This window comes from Edaphobacter sp. FHG110511_03, from assembly GCF_059115365.1.
In genome coordinates, this window is record NZ_JBZYWL010000001.1 from 1104813 (window position 1) to 1127900 (window position 23088).

The window sequence follows — 23088 nt, forward strand, 5'->3', positions numbered from 1 at the left end:
TTCGCATGGTTTGCTTCTTCAACCAACGAGTCGACGTCCTTTATCGGGTTGCCTCCTGCTCCGCCGGGCGTTTGCTCCGGTCCGCGACGCCGATCGGAACGATCATCGGAACACGCCGGCGATACTCAGCATATTCGTCATGAATGCGCATGAGATCGCGTTCCTCAAATTGAATCGCGATCAGGATGTAGGCCGTCGTTGCTACGGCAAACACCAGGTGCGCCGCGGTCATCACCGGAGCGGACCAGAAGACCATCAGCCAGCCCAGATAGAGAGGATGACGCACGAGGCGATAGGGTCCGGGTGTCCGAAATGGAACCGGCACGTAAGGACGCCCAAGCAGAACCAGCCACACCTGTCTGAGGCCGAAGAGATCGAAGTGATTGATAAGGAACGTTGTCATCAACACCGTCAGCCAGCCCAGAACGTAAAGTCCTACGAGCACAGACCATGCGGTCAAGCTGGTGACACTCCACACCACTCCTCCCATCGGCTGCCACTTCCAGAACAGCAGGATCAGCGCAAGGCTCGAAAACAGGACGTACGTGCTGCGCTCCGCCACTGGTGGGACCAGACGCTGCCAGATTTGCTTGAACCACGGCCTCGCCATCACGCTGTGCTGGATCGCAAACAGGCCCAGCAGAGCGAGATCGATCGCAAGAGCCTCGGCGAATGGTATCTCCCGTCCGGAATCGATCGATTTGGGCACCCGGAAGTTGCCGAGAAATCCGATTGCGTACAGAAACGAAGCCAGGAAAACCACGTAGCAAACAACGCCATACAGAAAAATTACGATTCGTCGCACCATGACTATTCCCTCCCATTCCCAAGCGCACAAGAGACCAATACGACAGCCGATACACAGGCCACCTGCATCGGAGCAGCTACTTCGTCAAAATGCGCAGTCATCCATAAGCCAACACCCATCCCGAGATAACAAACAGCTTCAACCAGCAACAACGTCATTCGATTCAACATTTGGTGCTTCTCCTTCAGGTTGCATCGGCACTGTGATATCTGAAATTGGGCCCGATCCAGCGCCACTGTAGCTATTACCGCGCTTCTCAAGCCCCGGCGTCCTTTGGCGGGACTGACTTTTTTCTGCTATTTTCCTGATAGAGTGGTCGCCAGTTCTACGAACGTTGTCTACGAGTTCGGCCCCTTTCGCCTGGAACCCAACGAACATCGACTCACGCGCGAGGGCCTCTCGATTCCCGTTACCGGCAAGGCATTGGACACGCTTTGCGTTTTGCTGGAACGGCATGGAAAGCTCGTCTCAAAACAGGAGCTGATGGACGCCGTTTGGCCTGAGACCCGTGTCGAAGAAAACAACCTCGATCGGAACATCTCTGCTCTGCGGAAATCGCTCGGCGTGCAGGCCACCGGAAGACCCTTCATCGAAACCGTTCCGCGCGCAGGGTATCGGTTTGTCGCTCCCGTTCATGAGACTTCGCTGCGGCCCATGAATCGACGTGCAACCGACCGCGATCCCGAGCTTCCGTCGCGCCAGGAGATTCGCTTCTGCATCACCCCCGACAAGGTCCGTCTCGCCTACGCCACCATCGGCAGCGGACATCCCATCGTTCGCGTTGCAAACTGCTTCAATCACCTTGATTTCGAGTGGGGCAGCCCCATCTGGCGTCACTGGGTACGAGACCTGGCGAAGGGGCATAGCATCGTGCGCTACGACGGAAGAGGCAATGGCCTTTCCGAGCGCGACGTTAACGACTTTTCGCTGGATGCGTGGGTGCAGGATCTCGAGAGCGTGGCGAACGCGGCGGGGCTTGAAACGTTCGCAGTGATGGGCCACTCGCAGGGCAGTTCTGTGGCGATTGCCTACGCCGTGCGTCATCCCGAGCGCGTGAGTCATCTCATCCTCTGCGGCTCCTACTCGCGCGGAGCGTGCTTTCGCGAGAGCGCCGAGATTCTGGAAGCGCGCCTCGCTCTCGAGAAGCTGGTGGAGCTCAACTTTGGCGAAAGCAACCCTTCCTTCTTCCAGCTCGTTACCGGCTTCTACATTCCCGAAGGTGCAGCTCCCGAAGAGCAGGAGTGGTTCAAGGATCTGCAGCAGATCTCCGTCTCCTCAAAGAACCTCGTGCAGTTCATGCGTGCATGCGACAACATCAACGTGCGCTCGCTGCTGCCAATGGTTACTGTGCCCACGATCGTGTTTCACAGTGATCGAGACCGCGTCTCTCCGCCGGAAGAAGGCCGCATCGTCGCAACCGAGATCCCGAACGCAAAGTTTGTTCCTCTCAACAGCGGCAATCACTTCCTGCTTGCCCAGGAGCCGGCATGGAAGATCTTCCGCGAGGAGATTGCCTCCTTCCTCGCCAAGTAGGGGGACGCGCATCGGTTAGTTGTTTCCGGAGCAGGTTATCGACCGTGCTGCAAAACCGGCTAAACTACTACCTGCCATGAGCGAAGCCGTAAACAGCACAGTAGCCCCCATCGTCACCCTCTCCACCATCGGCCAGCACGAGGGCCAGACTGTCACCTTGCGCGGATGGCTGTACAACATCCGCTCGTCGGGCAAGCTGCTGTTTCCCACCTTTCGCGATGGCACCGGAACCATTCAGGGCATCGTGCCCAAGGCCGCTGTGCCGGAAGAGGTCTTCGAGACGCTGAAGAATCTTCAGCTTGAGTCTTCGCTGACGGTCACGGGCAAGGTCCGGGCCGATTCGCGCGCGCCCTCCGGCTACGAGCTCGATGTTGAGAGCATCCATGTCATCTCCGCCGTCTCCTCCGAAGAGCCCTTCCCCATCACGCTCAAGGAGCACGGTGTCGATTTCCTGATGGAGCATCGCCACCTGTGGCTGCGCACGCCGCGCCAGTCGGCCATTCTGCGCGTCCGCGCCACCATCATGCGCGCGGCGGCGGAGTACTTCGACACCAACGGCTTCATCCGCACCGATCCGCCGATCCTGACGCCGAATGCGTGCGAGGGGACGAGCGAGCTGTTTGAGATGGACTACTTCGACGACGACAAGGCCTATCTCACGCAATCTGGGCAGCTCTACATCGAAGCCACCGCGCTGGCGCTGGGCAAGGTCTACAGCTTCGGTCCCACCTTCCGGGCGGAGAAGTCCAAGACGCGGCGGCACCTGACGGAGTTCTGGATGATCGAACCCGAGGTTGCGCACCTTGAGCTCGATGGGCTGATGGATCTCGCGGAGGGATTCATCACGCACATCGTGACGCGGGTGCTGGAGCAGCATCGCGCCGATTTGAAAGTCATTGGCCGCGACATCGAGAAGCTTGAAGCCATCGCCGCGCCCGGTCCGTTTCCGCGCTTGTCATATGAAGAGGCGCACGCCATGCTGGAGAAGGCCTTTGCCGAGGGCAAGATCGAGAATGCGCACAAGGATGGCGACGACTTCGGCAGTCCCGACGAGACTTACATCTCATCGCAGTTCGACAAGCCCGTGATGGTGCACCGCTATCCCGCCGCCATCAAGGCCTTCTACATGCAGCCCGACCCCGCCGATTTCACGAAGGCTCTCTGCGTCGACGTGCTCGCCCCCGAGGGCTACGGCGAGATCATCGGCGGCTCCCAGCGCGTCGACAGCTACGACCTGCTGAAGCAGCGCATCGAAGACCACGGCCTCCCACTAGATGCGTTCAAGTGGTACCTCGACCTGCGCAAGTACGGGAGCGTGCCGCATGCGGGGTTTGGCATGGGGATTGAACGTGCCGTTGCGTGGATCTGCGGGTTGGATCATGTGAGAGAGACGATTCCGTTTGCTAGAACATTGAATCGTATATATCCATGATTGACTACGAGACCACACAGAGAAATACGTTCATCTCGTTCCAAGGTATTGGTGGCTTAAACCGCTTAGTGCGAACGTAATGCAGTTGCGAGGACAGAGACGCCGCGTCGCAGCTCTGCCGGGTTGCAGCCTGCGAAGCCGAGCATGAGGGCCGGTGGCTGTTCGTATTTCGTCGTGAACATCGACAGCGGCTCTGCTTCGAGACCAAACTTCCGCGCTTGCTGCGCAGCGTCGCGATCGGACTTCCATGTTTTGAGCCAGCCGAGTGTGCGTATGCCAGCCTCTGCGTGCACGACGTCCACTACGCCATCGAGATGTTTGTCTGCAGCCGTCTTGAGAACGTCGATGCGTTCCGCGTAGACTTGGCGCATGCGGCGGAGATGATGGCCGAAGTGGCCTTCGGTGATGAACTCCGCGAGGATGGCTTGATCGAGCGTAGGCGGATGGCGGTCGACCAGGCTGCGAGCCGATATGAACGCGTCTACGAGGCGCGAAGGCAAGACCATGAAGCCAAGACGGAGAGCGTTGAAGAGCATCTTCGTGAAGGTGCCGACGTAGATGACGCAGCCGGAGCTGTCGAGCGTTTGTAGAGCGGCGACAGGGTGGCCGGAGTAGCGGTACTCCGCGTCGTAATCGTCTTCGATGATCCATGCGTTCGCGCTGGCGGCCCAGCGAAGGAGTTCCAGACGGCGGTCCGCGGACATCGTGAAGCCCATTGGAAATTGATTCGCCGGCGTGACGTAGACGAGCTTCGCTTTGGGTGCAAGCTTGCGTCCTGCTTTTACGATGAGGCCATTTTCGTCCACAGGTACCGGAACGATGCGCGCACTTGTGGCGCGGAGTGTTTCAAGAGCGCCTGAGTAGCCAGGGTCCTCCATCCAGACCTGATCGCCGGTAGAGAGGAGGAAACGGCCGATGAGGTCGAGGGCTTGTTGTGCGCCTGAGGTAACGATGATCTGTTCGGGAGAGCAGTGCACTCCGCGCGATGCGCCAACGTACTCTGCGATGGTGCGGCGGAGGGGCAGGTAACCCGCAGCATTGCCGTGACCGTAGAGCGAACGCGGAGCTCGGCGTAAGACGCGCGAAGCAACGCGCGCCCAAAGATCCACGGGGAAGAGATCGATGGCCGGTTCGTGAGAGCGGAAGGCTTTGCCGACGGTGTGAGACGCGGGCGTCACTTCGACGCTCTTCAGAAATTGCTGCGCGCGTTTGGGGACTCCAGCCTTTGATGTCTGGAGAGCGAGAGCCGCAGGTTTCCGTGTAGTGGACAGGAATCCATCTGGAACGCCCGAGGCGACGTAGGTTCCTGACCCGACCTCGGTACGTGTGTAACCCTCGGCCTGTAGCTGGTCGAAGGCTACGACGACGGTTCCGCGCGAGAGCGAGTACTGTATACCGAGGCTGCGTGTAGATGGCATGCGAGCACCGGGCTTCAAACGTCCGTCGAGGATGGCGCTGCGCAGTTCGGTGTAGAGCCAGCGCCAGAGATCCTGCTTCCCGGAGGGTGGATTGAGCGAGAGATCCTGAAATGTTTCTTCTTTAGCCATCGCTTGTTAGTGGACCGCCTTTAATTTGGCAAAAAGTGGACCACTCCACCTTTGCATTATGGATCTTCTTTCTATTCCACATAAAGCCTAGTGTTGATTGTAAGGAGATAGACGTTATGCAAACAAGAATGAAAGTAGCAAGCTCAGGACGAATGCTGGCGCTGGCGTTTCTCATGACAACCCCTCTCATCCTAACCAGACCGTTGATGGCGCAGGAGACTATCACGCCGATCATGTCGCATGCCCTGGCAGACGCTTCTGACAAGGAAGTTCTGATGTATACCGTGGACTTTCCGGCGGGCTTTTCGAGCCCTATTCATCGCCACGATGCACAGGTGTCTGTTTACGTGCTGGAGGGCTCCGTCGTGATGCAGGTTAGAGGCGGAAAAGAACTCACACTGGGGCCAGGGCAAAGCTTTTATGAAAATCCCAACGATATTCACGTCGTCAGCCGGAATGCAAGTAGTTCGAAGCCAGCAAAATTTCTTGTGTTCCTGATTCATAAGAAAGACGCCCCGCTGGTGATACCAGCCAAGTAAGGACTGGTGTAAAACCAGCCCGTGCTACTTGAGTCCCGGCTGGCCGAATGACAACGCCTTGGATGGCGGCTCTGGCCGCCCTCTCTGGGTGATGTGTCAACGACTTTGTAGAAACCGCATTTCACCGTTGAACAACAGATTGAACAACAGGAGGATAGGATGTCTCTCAGGGATGGAATCTTAAGCTCGGTGGTTTTACGACTTGGGCTGGGGCTAGGTTTTCTTTCGGCCGTGGCAGACAGGTTCGGTCTGTGGGGCCCCTTTGGGCAACCGAATGTCGAGTGGGGGAATTACTCACGGTTTCTGGAATACACGCACACGCTCATTTGGTATTTGCCGTCAGGAATGACCGCGCCGTTAGGAGCCATCGCTACGGGCTCTGAAATGCTCTTCGGCCTTCTTGTCCTTGTCGGCTGGCACACACGCATCGCCGCGCGGCTAAGTGGACTTCTTCTATTAACATTCGCGACGGCAATGACGATTGCGTTGGGAGCCAAGTCAGTCTTGAATTTTGCTGTTCTCACAGGGATAGGAGGGTCTTTCCTTCTTGCAAATTGTGAAAGGTTTCCGTTCAGCGTGGATGACCTGCTATTCCGTCGATCCCATTCAGAGGAGAACAGATGAAAGCACGACGGGTGGCCCATGTCTCGATCAGGCTAGACCTTCGAGTGGCGGGCGGTTTGCACATTATGTAGCTCATAGATCGGCTGTCCCATTCGTGCAATCTCATCGTAGGAGTGGGCCGTTTGCGCGAAAAGCGCGAACCGCCCTTCCCAGAGCCCATCACAACCAACGAGGGAATCGAACAGTCACAGTTTGCAAACGCAAGCCGAAAAAGTGAGACATTCATCTGACACTCCCGTATCCTGAGCTACATTCCACAAATTTAATATCCACAGAAAATGGAAATGCGCAGAGCTTTTCTTCCTATTGTTTTTGTCTTTCTTAGTTTTTCTGCCTTAACAGGATGTAGCGGGTCTAAGTTTACCGGCTCTTTGCCAGGCCGCGATGGCGATGGCACCGGTCCGAAACCCTCACCAGGTCAGGCTCAGGTCACATCCCTTAGCCCAAGCACAATTGTTGCGGGCGGAGCGACGTTCACGCTTACAGTGAACGGATTGAATTTCGCGCCGACTACCACCGTGCTCTGGAATGACACTACAAGCCTAACGACGACCTACGTCTCCTCTACTGTCATAAAGGCCCAGGTTCCGGCTTCGCTGATCGCCAAGCCAGGAACGGTCGATATCGCCCCCTCGCCTTTAGGCACGTTCAACTTCGTAACCAACTTCACCATCACGACCCAGCCACTGACGGGCAACAATTCTTTCTCTGTGTCCATGTTTCCCGTTCAGGCCAACGATATGGTCTGGGATGAAACGAACCAGCAACTGTACCTTGCCGTTGCGAGCGGAAATGGAGCCAATGCCAACACCATCACGGCTCTGAACCCTCAAAATCGTGCGCTGGGCTCATCGATATCCATAGGCAGTGAGCCAGGCAGGCTTGCGATCTCGCAGGACAGCACCTATCTCTATGCTGGTTCAAATAGTGCTAACTCAGTTCGTAGATACACACTGCCCGCTCTGCAATCCGACCTCGACATTCCCCTGGGATCAGAATCCCGTGGACCTTACTACGCAAGTGAGCTTGCGGTGGATCCCCACAACTCGCATGCCGTGGCGGTCGCTCGGGGTGTAAGGGGCTTCAGTCCTCGGGAGCTGGGCGGGATTCTGATCTACGACGACGCGACCGCTCGTTCTCAATCTGTTCCCGGAACCGGTCCTGGACCTGGACCTATCGACACGCTTCTTTGGAATCCTGATGGGAAAAGCCTTTATGGCCTCGACACGGAAACCAGTGCAAACGGTTTTTACACCATGTCGGTCAGTTCCGCAGGCGTTCACCTCGAAACGCAGTCGACGATTGGATCCTCGGGAAATGCACTCCACTCCGATTCGGCCACCGGTTATCTGTATAGCGACTCCGGCAAGGTCATCAACCCCGCGACAGGCGCCGTTATCGGAAGCTTTCCCTTCAATACGATTCAAGGAGGGTTTAGCTCAAACCCCATCATGATTCCGGATGGAAGGCTGAATATCGCTTATTTCCTTGGTCAAACGGTCGAAGGCGGAAGTGCGGGCAACTATGCTCTCGAAGCATTCGATCTTACGCATTTCACCTTCCTCGGTGCAGTCCCAATCACGAACGTAACGGGGATTCCTTTCAGGATGGTTCGCTGGGGAAGCAAGGGGCTTGCTTTTCTTACTGGAGCTAATTTCGGAGTAGGTGGCGCTGGAGATGGCGTCTATGTTGTCAGCGGAGACTTTGTCACCTCTCCGGCACCGTAAGAACGTCTGAAGAGATGACACCCTGCGGGATTGCCCGGTGACGCACCCTTCACTCGCTCCCGAGGATTAGCATGGAGGCATCGGGCCATCAGGACCCACTTACCATCATGCGAGGATCACTCCGATGAGTACTCCCACTTCTCCATCGTTATCAGCGGCATGCCGCCTGCTTCAGGCCGGAGAGACCTTCACCGGCAAACAGGGTCTGCAATACGCGGTCGGCATCTCCGCTGAATCGGTCGGCGCGCAACACCTCCACATGCAGCTCGTTACCATCCCTCCCGGAGGACGCGCGCGTGCCCACAAACACGCCACGCACGAGACTGCCATCTACGCTCTCACCGGCGAATCCGGCGTGTGGCATGGAGAGCGTCTCGAACACCACACCATCGTTCGACCCGGCGACTTCTTCTATATCCCCGCCGACGTCCCACACCTGCCCTACAACCCCAGCGCGACCGAAACCGTTGTGGCCGTCATCGCCCGGACCGATCCCAACGAGCAGGAGAGCGTCGTGCTTCTGCCTGAGCTGGAAAGCATCCATCCCCAATGAGCCGGGTTGCCGCAGGGCTACGGCGAGATCATCGGCGGCTCCAAGCGCGTCGACAGCCACGCTACCTCAAGCCTCGCATCGAAGACCAAACCTCTCGCCAGCTTTCCAGTGGGACTTCGATCTGCACAAATAAGGCATCTCTCCCCTGAGGAATGCAAGACACAGGACGGCCCTTGAATCTCACTCCGTTCCGGCGATCGCTTTGTTTTGCAATACCCTCACCACGACACGCCGGTTCTGAGCCTCCGCTTCAACCGTCTTGTCAGTGTCCACCTGGCGGCTCTCTCCCATCGCGCCCGGTGCAAGCATGTTCGTAAGAGGAATATTGCATTGCTGCAGCAGGTAGCTGGCAACATTGTTGGCGCGCTTTTCGCTGATCGCCTGGTTTGCCGAGACACTGCCTGTGGCAGAGGCATATCCCTTCACCTCGATCATGTAACCATGCACACCCTTGGCCTTGCTTCCCAATAATTGAAGCTCCGAGTTGTACTTGGGATCAATCCTGGACGATCCGTTCGCAAATAGAATCGTGACCTGGTCCATGATGTAGTAGTCGTCCAACTGCCCGAAGCGGGCCTTATTCGCCGCAATCTGGGCCTTGTTGTCGGCAATCTTCTGCTGCTGCTCCGTCAGTTGCCCTCCCTGTTCTGCGAGTGCCTCTTTCTGCTTCGCCAGCTCTGCCTGATTCTCTGCCGTCGCCACACTCGTCTCGTGCATGCCGGCCTGGATCGCCCGAGCTTGCTCTAAATCGTTCCCTTTGAACTTCACCGAGGTCGCCACCAGCTGTTTTTGCAGATTGTGGAACCCCTCCACTTTCACGGGAAGTCCCGGAATAAGCGCGGCCATCGACATCGCCTTCTGCCGCGCCTTCAACACGCCCTGTACCTGACCCACCCTGGTGGCTTCCGTTAGCTCGACAGCGAGGTTCGGATCTTCCTTAGTCTCCAGAATCATCGTGGCTCCGCTGCGTGCCTTGATTATGCCGTCAACCTTCACGGTCTCGTCCTGCGCGTAACCCACCGCGTTCGCCAAAGACAAAACGGCGAGAAGCAGGAGCCCGAACACTGCCGAAATGCGTTTCTTGCTTGCTTTTATCATGGCTTCCGTCCCTTGCCCTTCGGGGCTGGTTTGTAATTCGCTCGGCCATTCCTCCGAGGGGTGCCATATCGTCGATTACACGGCAAGGTAGGCCCGCCGTTTCACCCCGTCAACTAGCGAAATCCCTAGGTCGGGGCAGAAAGGTCCTTCCAGCACGATTCAGACTTTCCACATGCTCACACTGGCCATCCCCACGCCGAAGAGAGTAATTTGTCTCTGCACGAAACTACGCCGGATGAGGCACTCGGCAGCCCCCAAACCTTTCCCAGGTTCTGAACTCACGAAAGAGAGATCGAACCACGCCGCGTGCACGCCGTAAACCTCCACCTCCAACCCACATTCTGAGGTGAACATCATGGCAGACAAGGTCTCGTACATTCCCAAGGGCTACAACTCCATCACGCCTTACCTGGTTGTCAGGGGCGCCGCGAAAGCCATCGATTACTACAAGAAAGTCTTCGGAGCTACCGAAACCGTGCGCATGCCTGGCCCCGACGGCACGATCGGTCATGCCGAGCTCACAATCGGCGACTCGCACATCATGCTGGCCGACGAAACTCCCAGCATGGGCCCGGGACACATCAGCGCCGACACCGTTGGAGGCAGCCCGGTGAGTCTCTACGTCTACCTTCCCAATGTCGATGACGTTGTGAAGCGCGCAACCGAAGAGGGTGCGAAGCTCCTCAAGCCGGTTCAGGATCAGTTCTATGGAGATCGCTCCGGCTTCATCCAGGATCCCTTCGGACATCTCTGGGGCATCGCTACCCATATCGAAGATGTCGCGCCCAACGAGATGAAAGAGCGCATGAAGAAGATCATGCAGGCAGCCTAGCTTGAACAGGCAGGAGGCAGAGCGCTCACGCCCTGCCTCCTGCCCACGCACCAACGTAATCCCACAACCCCGGACGCTCCATTCATGTGGGCTCATCCCATGAATGGGACATTCGAGCCCAAGAATTCCTCGTTCTTCCTCGACCAGACGCCGGCTTCGACATCGGAATCGAACGAATGGATGCCTCCCAACCTGCACCCCCGCGCGTACTATGGGTACCCATGCGCACCCGAGCTATCTTCCTCGCCCTCACCCTAGCCTTCACCCTCCCCGCTGTCGCGCAGATGGCACCCAATACACTCTCCGCAGCTGAAAAGGCGCAGGGCTGGCATCTGCTCTTCGACGGCAAGACCTCGAACGGCTGGCGCGGCGACCACAGCCCCGCCTTCCCCGCCACCGGCTGGGAGGTCAAGGATGGCATGATCTCCGTCACCGAGCACGGCGGCGAAGAGGGCGGCAATGCCGGTGACATCATCACGACGCGCAAGTACACCAACTTCGAGCTGATGGTCGACTTCCGCATCACCACTGGAGCCAACAGTGGTATCAAGTACTTTGTCGACCCTGACCTGAACAAAGGCCGCGGTTCCGCCATCGGTTTTGAGTACCAGATTCTCGACGACGCTGTTCACCCGGATGCGAAAAAAGGCGTCAACGGCGACCGAACCATTGGCTCGTTGTACGACATGATCCCTGCCGCGAAGAACAAGCCCGTCAAGCCCATCGGCGAGTGGAACACTGCACGGATCGTGGTCCGAGGAGCCCACGGCGAACACTGGCTCAACGGTGTCAAGGTCGTCGAGTACGAGCGTTTCACGCCGCAGTTCCGCAAACTCGTCGCCGACAGCAAGTACCACGTCTGGCCCAACTTCGGTGAAGCGCACGATGGCTACCTGCTGCTGCAGGATCACGGTTTCCCTGTCTCCTTCCGCAACATCAAGATCCGCGAGCTGCCAGCGACGAAATAAGCTGCAGGAGCCTGGGAGTATCCTGTCTTCTGATGGACGGTTGCCGCCGGGAATGACAAATCGCCCGTGAAAGCGTCCAATAGTATTGGAGCGAAACCTATGCCCATGAACGACTACCAGATGAACAGCTACCGCAGCTACCCCACCATCATCGACGCCCCGCGCGAGGAGACCACGTCTCTACTGGCCAAGGTGCTCGGCATTACCTCGCTTGGTTTTTTCATCACCTCCATCGGAGTTGCCACCGCGCCGCCCTGGGGAACCTTGGTCGGCTTCATCGCCGTCATCGGCCTCGTCTTCGCCATCAACTTCACGCGCAAGGCCAATCCGGCCATCGCGCTGGGGCTCTTCCTCACCCTTACCTACTTCATGGGTTGGGAGATCGGCCCGCTGATCCAGCGCTACATCCGCACCTTCGGCACCGGGATCGTCTTCAATGCGGCTGCCACCACCGGCGCCGGTATGGCCGTCATGGGCTGCATCTCGTATCTGTTCAATATCAACTACCGCCGCATCGCCGGAATCGGCTTTGCCGCGCTGCTGCTGTTGATCATCGCCGGCATCGCCAGCATGTTCTTCCACTTCCTTACGCCGGATGCTTACTCCTGGCTGACGCTTGGTGTCTTTACGCTGCTCACCGTCGGCGACTTCGCACGCATCCGCGCCGGTGGGGACGGCCGCTCCGCCGTATCGCTGGCCCTCTCCATCTATCTCGACGCCATCAACATCTTCCTCGCTGTTCTGCAGTTGATGGGTGGACGCCGCAGGAACTAAGGCAGACTTCAGGTACCGGACGCCCTATTCATGCGGCCTCATCGTATGAGTGGGGCAACGCGAAACCCTTCCCCGATCGCTCCAATTTCCTTAAAGCCACCCCAAAGTGTCATCCTGAATGACATGAAGCGTGAAACCTTGCTACGAACTTTCGCAGGACTGATCCTGATCTGTTGCCTGACGGCGGCACGCGCCGAGGAGCGAGGTTACTGGCGTGCCTCAAGCACTACGGCACGCTCAATCACCGGCGACCTTACCCTCGCTGACGAGAAGCTGACCATCAACTTCTACACCACCACCATGTCGAAGATTCGCGCCCTCGAAACCTCGGAGGTCAGCTCTGTCTTCGATATCGACTCGAACGCCGGTGGCACGGGAAGTCTTTACCGCCTGAACATCCCGGCGGCCAAGAAGTTTCTGCACAAGAACAGTCTCTGCGGCGTGGAGAACGTCCAGTGGATGGTCGCTTATGCCCAGGGAAACTCTTTGCAGCTGGCCTTCCTCTCGGGAGCGAAGCCGCCGGTGTTCACCCTCGACGCGATCCAGAACTCCACCGACCTGTGCGGCACCTTCTCTTATGTCAGGTGAGCTTTTCTACATGACATAAGGCGCCGGCACTCCTGCCGTGCCTTGCGAGCCTGACTTTTACACCATGCGATTCAAAAAGCTGTCAGGGACGATGAAATCGGCCTACGGTCACGCCCTTACCAAGGATGTGTCCGTCCATCGCTTTCATCAGGTCCGCCCGCGTCGCATCTGGTCCCAGGCTTAGCTTGGTATCCAAGGCATACAACTGAAACACGTAGTGATGGTAGGGGCCTGCGGCGCCTGCTCCCATTCCCAGGTAGCCCACTTTCTTTGCCCGATTCAATGCCTGGATAGAGCCGTTCGCGAGCTGTGCCTGATCGCCGACATTCTCCGGCAGGCTCGTCGCCGTTGCCGGAATGTTGAACACCATCCAGTGCAGAACCTCTTCGGTCGTGTGGTTCAGGGAGGTGTCCGGGTCATCCACAACCAGAGCGAAGCTCACGGTGCCGTCGGGCACATGGGTCCATGCAAGGGCAGGCGAAACCGGCGTGGCCGGAGCAGCTGCCTGGGTGTACTTGTTCGGAATGATCGCACCATCTTCAAACGCCGAACTCGTCAGTGTGAGACCGGGCTTAGCCGGAACAGGTGGCGCCGCCGGAGCAGGTGGCGTTGCCGGAGCCTGCGCCATCAGTCCTGCGGTTGAAATCGAAAAGGCCACGCTCAGAAGAAATCGCTTCATACCGTCCCTCTTGGGTTCCATCGAAAAGTTTTCACGACGAACATCGAACAGCCGGGCCCGCGACCGACATTACATCACAAGCTTCAAAAAGGTGTTCCCCCAACCGGGGGCACAACCCATGAGACCTTCCGTCACTCTAAAATAGGCAGCCATGGTAGATATCGACCTTCTCGTAAACACCCTCCGAGCCAAAGGCCACAACGTTCGCGACGTCCATCACGTCCCCGAGAACGCCGGCGAATATGAGCTCACGATTGACGACAACGTTCTGAACCTCGAACAGGCCCGGCATCTGCTGGAACTGGACGAACGGAAGTAACAAGCTCCTACTTGAAACAGGTCGCGGCTCACATCGTGAATCTCCCGGGCGGCAGTCGTCATCCTTCAGGGAAGCCCAGGAGCCTGCCCCCTCATGATCCGCCCCTGCACCGACCGCGACTTCGATACTATCCACGACATCATCAACGATGGCGCCCAGGCCTACAAAGGGACGATCCCCGCCGATCGCTGGTCCGAACCCTACATGTCCTGCGAGAAGCTTCAGGTTGAGATTGATGCGGGCATCGAGTTCTGGGGCTACGAAGATGCCGGCGCGTTGACTGGCGTTATGGGAATCCAGCATGTCAGGGATGTCACGCTCATCCGCCATGCGTACGTCCGCACCTCCAGCCAGAAACAGGGGATCGGTGCATTCCTGCTCTCACACCTACGGGAGCTGACCCACAGGCCAATCCTCATCGGAACGTGGGCTGACGCTGCATGGGCGATTCGTTTCTACCAGCGGCATGGCTTCCGGATCGTTAGCACTGAGGAGAAGACCGAATTGCTGCAGAGATACTGGACCATCCCCGAACGCCAGATCGAAACCTCCGTCGTCCTGGTGGACTCGCGATGGAATTCCACATGATCACCGATCAATGCTTGCAGTGCCGTGCTCACCAAACTCAATGCTCTGCTCGGAACGTCTTTCCCAGTTCCTGCTGTGCCAAACGGAAGTAGTGGCGAAAGTTGTAAAGCAGCGGCGACCACTTCGCAGGGTCGATGTATTTGTCGTCCATCACAAAATCGCTGGCAACATGCACCTTCAAGATCTCCACCTCAGCTGCCAGTCCTCCTCCCAGCTGTTGCAGCTTTTCCCCGTGGAGGCGATGCATCTTGATTACCCTCGCCTCCATGTGCACAGGGCATTCTCCAGCCCGCACAGGCTTCACCGTCTCGCTTGCCAACGGCGTCAGATCGGCAGCGTCAAACTTCTGCTTCTCAAACCGGAATTGCTTCTCCTTCAGTTTCGGCACCGGATTTTTGCCCGTCAAAGGGGCCAGCTTCTCTACCTTTGGCCACAGATCGGGAGAGGGCAGGTTTACGACGCACTCTGGAGAACGTTCCATATTCTCCGCGGTCTTTGTCTCATCCAGCAGCCCCAGCACCAGGGTCCAGCCTAGTGCCCAGAAGGATGACATCGGTGCCAGGTTTGTGGTCCCATCTTCATTCAGAGAACTGATCAAAGCTACCGGTGTGCCGAAGTAAAGAATCTTTGGTTCGATTGTTTTGAATTCCATGCCGGTTTAGATGCCGCTTGATTCGCTGCAGCCATCCAATAAACTGGAGAGCGAAATTGGAGATCAACGACCATGAGAATCTTCCTGGCAGGCGCATCCGGAGCCATAGGCCGAACCCTGATCCCTCTCCTCCTCGAACAGCAACACGAAGTCTTCGGAGCCTTCCGTAATCCCGCAAACACGGAACGCGTGCAGGCACTAGGCGCAACACCCATCGTCCTTGATGCCCTCGATGGTCAGGCCGTAAACAGCCGTATGGCGGAGATCAAACCGCAGGTCGTCATTCACCAGCTTACGGCGATTCCGGCGCACCTCGATCTTCGCCATATCGATCGCGACTTCGAGCTTACCAACCGCCTTCGCACCGAAGGAACCCGCAACCTTGCTACCGCTGCCGTCAATGCCGGCGTGGAGAAGTTCATCGCCCAGAGCTTTGCAGGCTGGCCCTATGCCCGTCGGGGCATCATCCTCAAGACCGAAGAGGACGACCTGGATCCAACCCCGCCGCCTCAGCTGAAGGCGATGCTCGACGCCATCGAGACTCTCGAACACACGGTCCTTCGCGAACGAGGATTCACCGGCATTGTGTTGCGGTATGGTCCTCTTTACGGGCCGTACAGCTCCATCGCCTCCGACGGCACCATGGTTCAGGACATCCGGCAACACAAGGTTCCCGTGATCGGCGAAGGTACCGGGGTCTGGTCCTTCCTTCATCTGCATGATGCCGCCACCGCTACCGTAGCCGCGCTCACCCATGCGCAGCATGGCATCTACAACATCGTCGACGACGATCCTGCGCCCGTGGTCGAGTGGCTTCCCTATCTTGCGCAGTGCCTGGGAGCCCCGCCTCCAAGGCACATTCCTAACTGGATGGCGAAGCTCGCCGTCGGCGAGCATGCTATCGCGATGATGAACGATATCCGCGGAGTTTCCAACGCGAAGGCGCGGAAAGAACTCCACTGGACTCCAAGATGGAGCAGTTGGAGACAAGGCTTTCGCGAAGGACTTTGATCGCTATACGTTGAACTTGAAGAAGAGGATGTCTCCATCCTTAACGACATACTCTTTGCCTTCAGAGCGAAGCAGACCTTTTTCTTTGACTGCCTGTTCGCTTCCGTACTTGAAGAGGTCATCGCACGAATAGCAGTCCGCCTTGATGAAGCCGCGCTCGAAGTCGGAGTGGATCACACCGGCGGCCCCAGGTGCTTTCGTGCCGCGGCGAATGGTCCATGCGCGTACCTCCTGCACACCGGCAGTGAAGTACGTGATCAGGTCGAGCAGACGATAGGCGGAGTGGATCAGCCGGTTCAGGCCAGGCTCGTGCAATCCGACCGACTCGAGAAACTCCGTGCGCTCGGCTGGGTCGAGCTGTGCGATCTCGCTCTCAAGAGCACCACAGATGCGGACAACCTGCGCGCCCTCTTCCGCGGCTCGCTTCTCAACCGCCTCGGTGTAGGCATTGCCCACTGTAAGCCCAGCCTCGTCGACGTTGGCAACATACAACTGCGGCTTGGCTGTGATGAGGAAGAGATCGCGCGCGGCGATGCGCTCGTCGTCGGTAAGGTCGGCGGTACGCGCCGGTTTACCGGCGTCCAGCACAACCTTCAGCTTCGCCACTGCAGAGGCTTCGGTCTTGATCTTTGCGTCCTGCGTATTGCGGGCAAGCTTTTCGACGCGTTGCGCGCGCTTGTCGACCGTATCGAGATCGGCCAGCAGAAGCTCGGTGTTGATAATGTCGATGTCGTGCAGTGGGTTCACTCCGCCGGCAACGTGAACCACCTCGGGATCGTCGAAGCAGCGTACTACATGGCAGATGGCATCGGTGGAACGGATGTGGCCCAGGAACTGGTTTCCGAGACCTTCGCCCTTGCTCGCACCCTCGACCAAGCCAGCGATATCGATGAACTCCATCGTGGTCGGAACGGTGCGGTTGGGGACCACCAGCTTGGTGATCTGGTCGAGCCGCTCATCGGGAACCGTAACCGTGCCGGTGTTGGGGTCGATGGTGCAGAAGGGATAATTCGCCGCCTGGGCCTTGGCCGAGGTTAGGGCGTTGAAGATGGTGGACTTGCCCACATTGGGCAGGCCGACGATTCCGCAGTTCAAGGGCAAGGGAAGGTCCTCTGTTCATTCGAGCGCGTTCCGGCTCGGGAAAAAGCTGTCTCTTACAGGATAGTCGATGGAGCGGGGTTACGCCCGCTGCTGCGCCTTGAAGCGCCGTACCTTCATGCGGTTGCCACAGATCTTCATGTCGCACCACCGGCGCAGATGATTTTTGCTTGTGTCCAGAAAGAGCCAGCGGCACTCCAGGTTGGCGCACGCCCGGATGGAACCCGCAGCCTCGGAGGTAAGAAGGTCTGCGGCCGATTGCGCCAGGAGCCAAAGAGGCAGCCTGGGATCGGTATCGGCAGAGGGCCACGTGTACTTCACACGCGAGGAGGCCCATCGCAGCGAACGGTTCGACAGTGCTGCGTGCAACTGCCGATTCAGCTTTACGATCGACTCGACAGGAGGCTCTACCTCGTCCAACATCGCATAAAAGATCTGTGCGGAGGTCTCGCGGAGGTCTTTTGCCTCCTGCAGAACGCGGGCATGATTTCCAATCTCCGCGCGGCGGAGGCCTCGCGCCAGGCGCGGGCTCAGAACTCCGGACTGCTCCGCAAAACGTACAAGGTCTTCAAAAGAAGGGATCAGCTCCTCAGGTCCGGATTCGCGAAAACGCCAGTCGAGCGTGTTCACAAGATCGAGCACCGGGTGGCCGGCAACGAGTTCGAAGGGTTTCGTCACTTTTTTCGAGCTAACCTGCAAAACCATGTTTACAGGTTAGCCTGCAATTTGTAAAGTGGTAACCATCTATGACGACTACACAGGTTAGCGGGGAGCAGGTCAGCGAACGGCGGTCCATCGATCTCCGGGTCGTCCTGGCCTTCCTCGCCATCTATGTTTTATGGGGAACCACCTTCCTCGCCATCCGCATCACGGTCCGCGAAGTTCCGCCTTTGTTCGCGGCTGGAACCCGGATGTTTCTGGCCGGTCTGATCCTCTCCGGCTTCATGTGGGCCCGTGGCGCGGCGCGCCCGACGAGGCTTCAGTGGCGCAACCTGGCGCTGCTCGGATTGCTGATGTTCGTGCTGGACTACGGCCTGCTGTTCTGGGCGGAGAAGTATGTGCCTTCGGGCATCGCCGCGGTTCTGTCGGCTACCGTTCCGCTTATGACCATTGCGCTTGAGATGGTCGCCTTTCGTATGCAGCCGTTTCGCTGGAGCCTGGTCGCCGCGGTCCTGCTGGGCTTTTGTGGCGTGGGGGTGTTGCTGCTCCCGGACCCTCACCAGTCGCTGCCGGTTCTTCCCTGCGTGGCGATTCTGGTGGGAACCTCAGGCTGGTGTCTCGGCACAGTGCTTAGCCGAAGGCTTGTGCTTCCGGAGTCGCGGCCGGTCACGTCCGGGGGCGCCATGATGGTCGGCGGCGCGATTCTGCTGCTGCTGTCGGGAGCCTTCGGCGAGCTGCATCCGTTTCCGCATATCTCGCGCAACGCTGCGCTGTCTCTCGCATACCTGATCCTGTGCGGCTCGGTGCTGGCGTTTACGGCCTATGTATGGCTGCTGGGCAGGATGCCGGCGAGCAAGGTATCCAGCTACGCCTATGTCAATCCCGTGGTGGCGGTAGCGCTGGGCTACTTTGTCGCGGATGAACCGATCACGGCGCACGTCGTAGCTGGCGCAGCGCTGGTGCTGATCAGCGTGTACCTTATCCTGCGCAAAGGCAACAAACCTGTTAAGGCATAACCGCCGCCCGTTGCGAGAGCAGATACGAAGTTCGTTGTGCTGCTGTATTTCGATCCGCGTCGTTCGTTCGCTTCAGGGGCGAACCCTGGTAACGCTCGTAAGCGGGGTTCTGCCCGGCCTCGGATGGGATCACTACGAACTCCACCGATTGCGGGGTTGACGGAATCCGCGCCCCGAACCAGTGTGGATCGTCGCGCTGCGACCAGGTCACAAGGGCGAGAACCGCGCCTGCAGGGTAGCCGAGATCAGAGCTTGAGCGCGCGTGCTCAATCGCCAGATCATTACCGTAGAGCGTGGACATCGTGGCCTGACGCTCATTGGTCCACGACGTGACGACTCTCCAAGCCAGCGGATTGTAAGGAAGCGTTCCGACGAGCGCGGCCGGCCGATTTGTCGAAGCGGGCTCCGGCCGGGTGGATTGGCATCCCACAAGCGCGAATAGTGTTGTCATCGTCAGCAGAAAAAGTTTCATCGCGCAGACCTCACTGTTGTCCCGCAAGCGGGAAGGTGTAGACGTAGTCGTTTTGACGAACCGGGTTGTGGCAACCGACGCACTCGTTGGCGAAGTTCGCGTCTTTGCCGTAGGGCTTCAGATCGGTGCCTCTCCACCGCGCGTACCCCCAGCCCCCGGTGGAAGCGTACTTCTGGCTGTCCTTGATCATGAACTCGACCTGAATAAAGCTTCCGGTCTTTGTATCGCCGTTCGCATCGACCTGCTCGGTCCACGCTGTCTTGGCGAAGACTGTGCCATCAGGCCATGGATTGATATGGTTTGTGGCGATGGCGTGCATGGCGACTTCGTTTCCGGAGATGACGCGGAGAGTGTGATTGTCGAAGCGATTCGTAGTACTGACGACCTTCCAATCCCGATAGCCGGGAAAGTACTGGATGCCATTGAGGGAGGGCTGCACGTTCAGTGTTCTCTCGCTGGCGTGGATCCAAGTGTTGTACTGGGCATCGGCGGCGGCCTTCGCGGCCTCGTCCGGAGCAGGCGCAGGTGCGGGGGGATTGAGATAGTTCTTGAGGACGGCGAGATCTTCAGCCGTAATGCGGGCGTGAGGATGAACGAGGGTATAGCGAGGCAGAGGCATCGCTCCTAGCTGCGCCTGATTGACGGCCTCGTAAAGAATGCCCTTCTGCTGGGCAGCGGGCAGCTTTCCGATCTCGGAGAAGTTGAGATGCTTTCTGGCTTCTTTGACATCGGCGGTAACCAGCCAGTAGGCTGGCGCAACGCGATCGAACCAGGGAAGCTTCGTTTCGTTGGAGTGACAGCTATAGCAGGAGTTTTTCAGAACCTGCTTCACCTCCGGCGGAGCCTGCAGCTCTGCGGTGACCGGAGGGTTCTCAAGCGATGGCCTTACGAACTGGATGGCGATGAAACCGAGTAACGCGAAGACGATGAGATAGGTCAGGATACGTGCGGTTGAGCGAGGTTCCATGACTCTCCTTTGGCGTTTAGACGCTGAGGCCTGCCGGAAGGCTCTGCAAAGTATTTGGATGAGCGATAGAGATTCGAATATGCCTCAGGGGTATTTGAAACCATGGAGTGCTACTTTTGCGCGTCCAGCCTGACATTGCGCACAAGGAGAAAACGACAGCGAGAGGGAATGAGCTTTCCTGGCGAAGAGTTTTGCATCACAGTGAGCAGTACTTTACGCTGGCACCCTACCGAGGCTGAGTTTGGCTCTGCTGCCCCAGCGGCGAAAATCGAGTTCATGAAGGAGCCCGGCATGGCTTCAAGAGACGATCACGATCTGGAACGATTTATCGAGGCTCAGGATGGCATTTATGAGCGTGCCTGCGCCGAGCTTCGCGCGGGAGAGAAGCAGAGCCACTGGATGTGGTTCATCTTCCCTCAACTGCGTGGCCTGGGATCGAGTGAGATGGCGATTGGCTATGCGATCTCTTCGATAGAAGAGGCGCACGCTTATCTGGAGCATCCCTTGCTGGGCGCGAGGTTACGCGAGTGCACGGGGATCGTGACCGGTCTGAACGGGCGCACGGTGGAACAGATCTTTGGGTATCCGGATAACCTGAAATTTCATTCGAGTATGACTTTGTTTGCACAGGCCGCCACGATCTCCGAAGAAGATCTTGTTTTCAGCCAGGCTCTCGATAAATATTTTTCCGGGAAAGAAGACCCCGCGACCCTGCAGCGCCTCTAAACAGAGCATAGGGCCCCTGAAAATTTAGAGGAGCATGGGCACACGCCGATGTTCGACAAGGCACAGCGCGTTGTGAATGCCGTTTCCGTAATGCTAATCTGCACTCTGATTTGTGCGGTCGGTTGCGGCAGACGCGAAGAGGCGCACGCGACCTCTGCGCCGCCGGTGACGGTCCCGGCACTGAAACCGGCTCCGGCTACTCCTATCCACACTGAGCGTATAGAGCTGGGCGGCGATACCTGGAATCCTGAATGGGACAAGATCATAGAGCTGGCGCTTCCTCCTACGATGCTCTCGCGGCAGGTTCCTCGCGATGTGCGACGCTTCTGCCCGAGGTTTTATGAGATGGGCGAGGTGGACAAGCGCGCCTTCTGGGCCTATTTCTTTCAGGCACTGGCTGGGGCCGAGGCGGGGCTCGATCCCACGACCCGGGTTCGACACACAGAGCCCGAGGTAGCGGTGGTCGACAAGGTAAGCGGACGCATGGTGCGGAGCGAAGGATTAATGCAACTCACCTACGAAGACCAGCGACGATACGGCTGCGACTTCGACTGGGAGCACGATCGGACGCTGAAGGCCGATGATCCTGCGAAGACGATTCTGCAGCCGAAGAACAATCTCGAATGCGGCGTGAAGATCCTGGAGAACCAGATTATCGATCAACACAAGCCGCTGTTGTCCAATTCGGGCTATTGGTCCACCCTGCGACTTGGAAACATGGACTATCGCCTATTCGCGAAGCAGATGACGAATGTTCCGGTTGCGTGCAAGGCGGTTAAGCCGCGGACGGTGGCGTCACGCTGACTGGGCGACTTCAAGAGCGATGGCGCTACAGGCGAAATACAGGGATTCCTCGACTCGCTGCGCTCGCTCGGAATGACGGTGGTGGTGAGAGTGAATGAGGTGGGGCAAATTTGCGATGAGGCAAGCGGAATGATGCGGTGCAAGCGGGGCGAGGTGGCGAGGGTGGACCCTGCACTGAGGTTTGTGCAGGTCCTTTCGGTCAGGCATTGAAGCGGACTCACATTCCTTCAGGCCACTTCGTTGTTGCTTCGAGTGGCTTGCCGGTTTCGAGCAGGCTTTTGAGGCTCGACAGCAAAGGCGGCCAGCCGTTGGACACGCTTTGAAGAAACTTCGTTCCCGGTTTCTCCATCGTGTGTACGACTGTTAGCTTGACCATGTCTCCCTGCGGCTCCAGCTCGAAGATGCAGCGCGAGAAGCCCTCGGCCTTCAACTCCGGAAGGAACTCGTTCTGCCACTTCAATACCAGCCGGCGCGGCCGCTCAATCTCGACGATCTCTCCGCTGTCTGCCACGCGCCCGTCGGGGATCATCGCCTTCCAAGTGGCTCCAGGCTCCCACGTTGTGTCCTGCCAGGTCCCAGCCCAGTACTGCCGCGTGAACTCGGGTTTGGTCAGGGCATCCCACAACTTCTCGGGGGTGGTTCGAATGTAGATCGCATAGACAAATTTTTCACCAGTCATTGCTCTTTGCTCCTTGTGGCTTCGAGGTTCTTCTTCAGATCGCTGAGCGCGGTGAGTCGCGCCCGCTCGTACTTCCCAATCCAACGCTCCGCGATCTCGTGGATGGGGACTGGATTCAGGTAGTGCAGCTTGTCTCTCCCCCGCTTGCGAGTGGCGATCAGGTTCGCCTGTTCCAGCAGGAGGAGGTGCTTCGAGACCGCCTGCCGGGTCATCTCGAGTCCGGCACAGAGCTCGGCCAGGGTCTGGCCATTCTTTTCAAACAGCCGGTCCAGCAGATGCCTGCGGCTGGGGTCCGCCAATGCCCGGAAGACTGAATCCGCATCCATCGTGATCAGACTATATGCAACCATTTGGTTGCATGTCAAGCCAGAGATCTCCCATGCCTGGAAAGGCC

General features: G+C 58.1%; 26 protein-coding genes. 15 read left to right on the plus strand and 11 right to left on the minus strand.

The window, feature by feature from the left end; genetic code table 11:
* Positions 1 to 40: 40 nt before the first annotated feature.
* Positions 41 to 808 (minus strand): methanethiol S-methyltransferase, encoded by a 768-nt coding sequence (gene mddA / locus AC5S26_RS04470; protein WP_494183646.1) that lies wholly within the window; start codon positions 806 to 808, stop codon positions 41 to 43.
* Positions 809 to 1120: 312 nt separating this feature from the next.
* On the opposite strand from mddA, the gene AC5S26_RS04475 reads away from it, so the two are divergent.
* Positions 1121 to 2341: an alpha/beta hydrolase gene (locus AC5S26_RS04475; RefSeq protein ID WP_494183647.1), complete on the plus strand. Its 1221-nt coding sequence runs from the start codon at positions 1121 to 1123 to the stop codon at positions 2339 to 2341.
* 76 nt (positions 2342 to 2417) lie between these two features.
* On the plus strand, positions 2418 to 3773 hold the full coding sequence (gene asnS / locus AC5S26_RS04480) for an asparagine--tRNA ligase (protein WP_494183648.1): 1356 nt from the start codon (positions 2418 to 2420) through the stop codon (positions 3771 to 3773).
* A gap of 65 nt (positions 3774 to 3838) precedes the next feature.
* Here asnS and pdxR read toward each other — a convergent pair whose 3' ends face one another.
* Positions 3839 to 5320: a MocR-like pyridoxine biosynthesis transcription factor PdxR gene (gene pdxR, locus AC5S26_RS04485; protein ID WP_494183649.1), complete on the minus strand. Its 1482-nt coding sequence runs from the start codon at positions 5318 to 5320 to the stop codon at positions 3839 to 3841.
* 116 nt (positions 5321 to 5436) lie between these two features.
* On the opposite strand from pdxR, the gene AC5S26_RS04490 reads away from it, so the two are divergent.
* From AC5S26_RS04490 to AC5S26_RS04500, 3 genes are all read left to right on the plus strand, one after another.
* Complete coding sequence (locus tag AC5S26_RS04490; RefSeq protein WP_494183650.1) at positions 5437 to 5859, plus strand: cupin domain-containing protein; 423 nt, start codon at positions 5437 to 5439, stop codon at positions 5857 to 5859.
* Between the two features lie 908 nt (positions 5860 to 6767).
* On the plus strand, positions 6768 to 8210 hold the full coding sequence (locus AC5S26_RS04495; RefSeq protein WP_494183651.1) for a choice-of-anchor Z repeating domain-containing protein: 1443 nt from the start codon (positions 6768 to 6770) through the stop codon (positions 8208 to 8210).
* A 124-nt stretch (positions 8211 to 8334) separates the two neighbouring features.
* Entirely contained in the window at positions 8335 to 8763 is a 429-nt protein-coding gene (locus tag AC5S26_RS04500) for a cupin domain-containing protein (RefSeq protein WP_494183652.1), read from the plus strand.
* Between the two features lie 180 nt (positions 8764 to 8943).
* Here AC5S26_RS04500 and AC5S26_RS04505 read toward each other — a convergent pair whose 3' ends face one another.
* Positions 8944 to 9861, minus strand: coding sequence for an OmpA family protein (locus AC5S26_RS04505; RefSeq protein ID WP_494183653.1), 918 nt, complete (start codon positions 9859 to 9861; stop codon positions 8944 to 8946).
* Between the two features lie 355 nt (positions 9862 to 10216).
* Between AC5S26_RS04505 and AC5S26_RS04510 the strand changes: the two genes are divergently transcribed.
* From AC5S26_RS04510 to AC5S26_RS04525, 4 genes are all read left to right on the plus strand, one after another.
* A complete protein-coding gene (locus tag AC5S26_RS04510; protein WP_494183654.1) occupies positions 10217 to 10693 on the plus strand; it encodes a VOC family protein in 477 nt (158 codons plus the stop codon).
* A gap of 176 nt (positions 10694 to 10869) precedes the next feature.
* Complete coding sequence (locus tag AC5S26_RS04515; protein WP_494183655.1) at positions 10870 to 11661, plus strand: 3-keto-disaccharide hydrolase; 792 nt, start codon at positions 10870 to 10872, stop codon at positions 11659 to 11661.
* Positions 11662 to 11760: 99 nt separating this feature from the next.
* On the plus strand, positions 11761 to 12435 hold the full coding sequence (locus tag AC5S26_RS04520; protein ID WP_494183656.1) for a Bax inhibitor-1/YccA family protein: 675 nt from the start codon (positions 11761 to 11763) through the stop codon (positions 12433 to 12435).
* 123 nt (positions 12436 to 12558) lie between these two features.
* Positions 12559 to 13023 carry a hypothetical protein gene (locus AC5S26_RS04525; RefSeq protein ID WP_494183657.1) on the plus strand — a complete coding sequence of 155 codons (465 nt, stop codon included), beginning with the start codon at positions 12559 to 12561 and terminating at the stop codon, positions 13021 to 13023.
* 82 nt (positions 13024 to 13105) lie between these two features.
* Here AC5S26_RS04525 and AC5S26_RS04530 read toward each other — a convergent pair whose 3' ends face one another.
* Positions 13106 to 13702 (minus strand): YbhB/YbcL family Raf kinase inhibitor-like protein, encoded by a 597-nt coding sequence (locus AC5S26_RS04530; protein WP_494183658.1) that lies wholly within the window; start codon positions 13700 to 13702, stop codon positions 13106 to 13108.
* 151 nt (positions 13703 to 13853) lie between these two features.
* On the opposite strand from AC5S26_RS04530, the gene AC5S26_RS04535 reads away from it, so the two are divergent.
* Positions 13854 to 14021, plus strand: coding sequence for a hypothetical protein (locus AC5S26_RS04535; protein ID WP_494183659.1), 168 nt, complete (start codon positions 13854 to 13856; stop codon positions 14019 to 14021).
* Positions 14022 to 14114: 93 nt separating this feature from the next.
* Positions 14115 to 14609, plus strand: coding sequence for a GNAT family N-acetyltransferase (locus tag AC5S26_RS04540; protein WP_494183660.1), 495 nt, complete (start codon positions 14115 to 14117; stop codon positions 14607 to 14609).
* A gap of 37 nt (positions 14610 to 14646) precedes the next feature.
* Here the strand turns inward: AC5S26_RS04540 and AC5S26_RS04545 are convergent, their stop codons facing one another.
* Entirely contained in the window at positions 14647 to 15261 is a 615-nt protein-coding gene (locus AC5S26_RS04545; RefSeq protein ID WP_494183661.1) for a flavin reductase family protein, read from the minus strand.
* 72 nt (positions 15262 to 15333) lie between these two features.
* Here AC5S26_RS04545 and AC5S26_RS04550 point away from each other — a divergent pair, with 72 nt between their 5' ends.
* Entirely contained in the window at positions 15334 to 16272 is a 939-nt protein-coding gene (locus tag AC5S26_RS04550; protein WP_494183662.1) for an NAD-dependent epimerase/dehydratase family protein, read from the plus strand.
* Between the two features lie 3 nt (positions 16273 to 16275).
* Here AC5S26_RS04550 and ychF read toward each other — a convergent pair whose 3' ends face one another.
* Together ychF and AC5S26_RS04560 are read right to left on the minus strand one after the other, a co-directional pair.
* Entirely contained in the window at positions 16276 to 17373 is a 1098-nt protein-coding gene (ychF, locus tag AC5S26_RS04555) for a redox-regulated ATPase YchF (protein WP_494183663.1), read from the minus strand.
* 78 nt (positions 17374 to 17451) lie between these two features.
* Positions 17452 to 18048, minus strand: a complete 597-nt coding sequence (locus AC5S26_RS04560; protein WP_494183664.1) for a CGNR zinc finger domain-containing protein — start codon at positions 18046 to 18048, stop codon at positions 17452 to 17454.
* A 68-nt stretch (positions 18049 to 18116) separates the two neighbouring features.
* Here AC5S26_RS04560 and AC5S26_RS04565 point away from each other — a divergent pair, with 68 nt between their 5' ends.
* Entirely contained in the window at positions 18117 to 19046 is a 930-nt protein-coding gene (locus tag AC5S26_RS04565) for an EamA family transporter (protein WP_494183665.1), read from the plus strand.
* On the opposite strand, the gene AC5S26_RS04570 is transcribed toward AC5S26_RS04565, so the two are convergent.
* A complete protein-coding gene (locus AC5S26_RS04570; protein WP_494183666.1) occupies positions 19036 to 19518 on the minus strand; it encodes a cytochrome P460 family protein in 483 nt (160 codons plus the stop codon). The two genes, AC5S26_RS04565 and AC5S26_RS04570, sit on opposite strands and share 11 nt — an antisense overlap.
* A 10-nt stretch (positions 19519 to 19528) precedes the next feature.
* Positions 19529 to 20485, minus strand: a complete 957-nt coding sequence (locus tag AC5S26_RS04575) for a heme-binding domain-containing protein (protein ID WP_494183667.1) — start codon at positions 20483 to 20485, stop codon at positions 19529 to 19531.
* A gap of 168 nt (positions 20486 to 20653) precedes the next feature.
* On the opposite strand from AC5S26_RS04575, the gene AC5S26_RS04580 reads away from it, so the two are divergent.
* Both AC5S26_RS04580 and AC5S26_RS04585 read left to right on the plus strand, forming a co-directional pair.
* Positions 20654 to 21211: a DUF1810 domain-containing protein gene (locus tag AC5S26_RS04580; protein ID WP_494183668.1), complete on the plus strand. Its 558-nt coding sequence runs from the start codon at positions 20654 to 20656 to the stop codon at positions 21209 to 21211.
* A gap of 48 nt (positions 21212 to 21259) precedes the next feature.
* Positions 21260 to 22015, plus strand: coding sequence for a hypothetical protein (locus AC5S26_RS04585; protein WP_494183669.1), 756 nt, complete (start codon positions 21260 to 21262; stop codon positions 22013 to 22015).
* A gap of 217 nt (positions 22016 to 22232) precedes the next feature.
* Here AC5S26_RS04585 and AC5S26_RS04590 read toward each other — a convergent pair whose 3' ends face one another.
* Positions 22233 to 22694, minus strand: coding sequence for an SRPBCC family protein (locus AC5S26_RS04590; RefSeq protein WP_494183670.1), 462 nt, complete (start codon positions 22692 to 22694; stop codon positions 22233 to 22235).
* The gene (locus AC5S26_RS04595) at positions 22691 to 23059 is read right to left on the minus strand and encodes an ArsR/SmtB family transcription factor (RefSeq protein WP_494183671.1); all 369 of its coding nucleotides are present in this window, start codon (positions 23057 to 23059) and stop codon (positions 22691 to 22693) included. The genes AC5S26_RS04590 and AC5S26_RS04595 overlap by 4 nt, the downstream gene beginning before the upstream one ends.
* Positions 23060 to 23088: the final 29 nt, after the last annotated feature.

Coding starts and splice junctions, on each gene's coding strand:
- AC5S26_RS04580 (WP_494183668.1), top strand. CDS start 20,654: ATGAGCTTTCCTGGCGAAGAGTTTTGCATCACAGTGAGCAGTACTTTA.
- AC5S26_RS04540 (WP_494183660.1), top strand. CDS start 14,115: ATGATCCGCCCCTGCACCGACCGCGACTTCGATACTATCCACGACATC.
- mddA (WP_494183646.1), bottom strand. CDS start 808: ATGGTGCGACGAATCGTAATTTTTCTGTATGGCGTTGTTTGCTACGTG.
- pdxR (WP_494183649.1), bottom strand. CDS start 5,320: ATGGCTAAAGAAGAAACATTTCAGGATCTCTCGCTCAATCCACCCTCC.
- AC5S26_RS04535 (WP_494183659.1), top strand. CDS start 13,854: ATGGTAGATATCGACCTTCTCGTAAACACCCTCCGAGCCAAAGGCCAC.
- AC5S26_RS04505 (WP_494183653.1), bottom strand. CDS start 9,861: ATGATAAAAGCAAGCAAGAAACGCATTTCGGCAGTGTTCGGGCTCCTG.
- AC5S26_RS04565 (WP_494183665.1), top strand. CDS start 18,117: ATGACGACTACACAGGTTAGCGGGGAGCAGGTCAGCGAACGGCGGTCC.
- AC5S26_RS04550 (WP_494183662.1), top strand. CDS start 15,334: ATGAGAATCTTCCTGGCAGGCGCATCCGGAGCCATAGGCCGAACCCTG.
- AC5S26_RS04545 (WP_494183661.1), bottom strand. CDS start 15,261: ATGGAATTCAAAACAATCGAACCAAAGATTCTTTACTTCGGCACACCG.
- AC5S26_RS04525 (WP_494183657.1), top strand. CDS start 12,559: ATGAAGCGTGAAACCTTGCTACGAACTTTCGCAGGACTGATCCTGATC.
- AC5S26_RS04590 (WP_494183670.1), bottom strand. CDS start 22,694: ATGACTGGTGAAAAATTTGTCTATGCGATCTACATTCGAACCACCCCC.
- asnS (WP_494183648.1), top strand. CDS start 2,418: ATGAGCGAAGCCGTAAACAGCACAGTAGCCCCCATCGTCACCCTCTCC.
- AC5S26_RS04530 (WP_494183658.1), bottom strand. CDS start 13,702: ATGAAGCGATTTCTTCTGAGCGTGGCCTTTTCGATTTCAACCGCAGGA.
- AC5S26_RS04500 (WP_494183652.1), top strand. CDS start 8,335: ATGAGTACTCCCACTTCTCCATCGTTATCAGCGGCATGCCGCCTGCTT.
- AC5S26_RS04490 (WP_494183650.1), top strand. CDS start 5,437: ATGCAAACAAGAATGAAAGTAGCAAGCTCAGGACGAATGCTGGCGCTG.
- AC5S26_RS04520 (WP_494183656.1), top strand. CDS start 11,761: ATGCCCATGAACGACTACCAGATGAACAGCTACCGCAGCTACCCCACC.
- AC5S26_RS04515 (WP_494183655.1), top strand. CDS start 10,870: ATGGATGCCTCCCAACCTGCACCCCCGCGCGTACTATGGGTACCCATG.
- AC5S26_RS04575 (WP_494183667.1), bottom strand. CDS start 20,485: ATGGAACCTCGCTCAACCGCACGTATCCTGACCTATCTCATCGTCTTC.
- AC5S26_RS04585 (WP_494183669.1), top strand. CDS start 21,260: ATGTTCGACAAGGCACAGCGCGTTGTGAATGCCGTTTCCGTAATGCTA.
- AC5S26_RS04570 (WP_494183666.1), bottom strand. CDS start 19,518: ATGAAACTTTTTCTGCTGACGATGACAACACTATTCGCGCTTGTGGGA.
- AC5S26_RS04510 (WP_494183654.1), top strand. CDS start 10,217: ATGGCAGACAAGGTCTCGTACATTCCCAAGGGCTACAACTCCATCACG.
- AC5S26_RS04495 (WP_494183651.1), top strand. CDS start 6,768: ATGCGCAGAGCTTTTCTTCCTATTGTTTTTGTCTTTCTTAGTTTTTCT.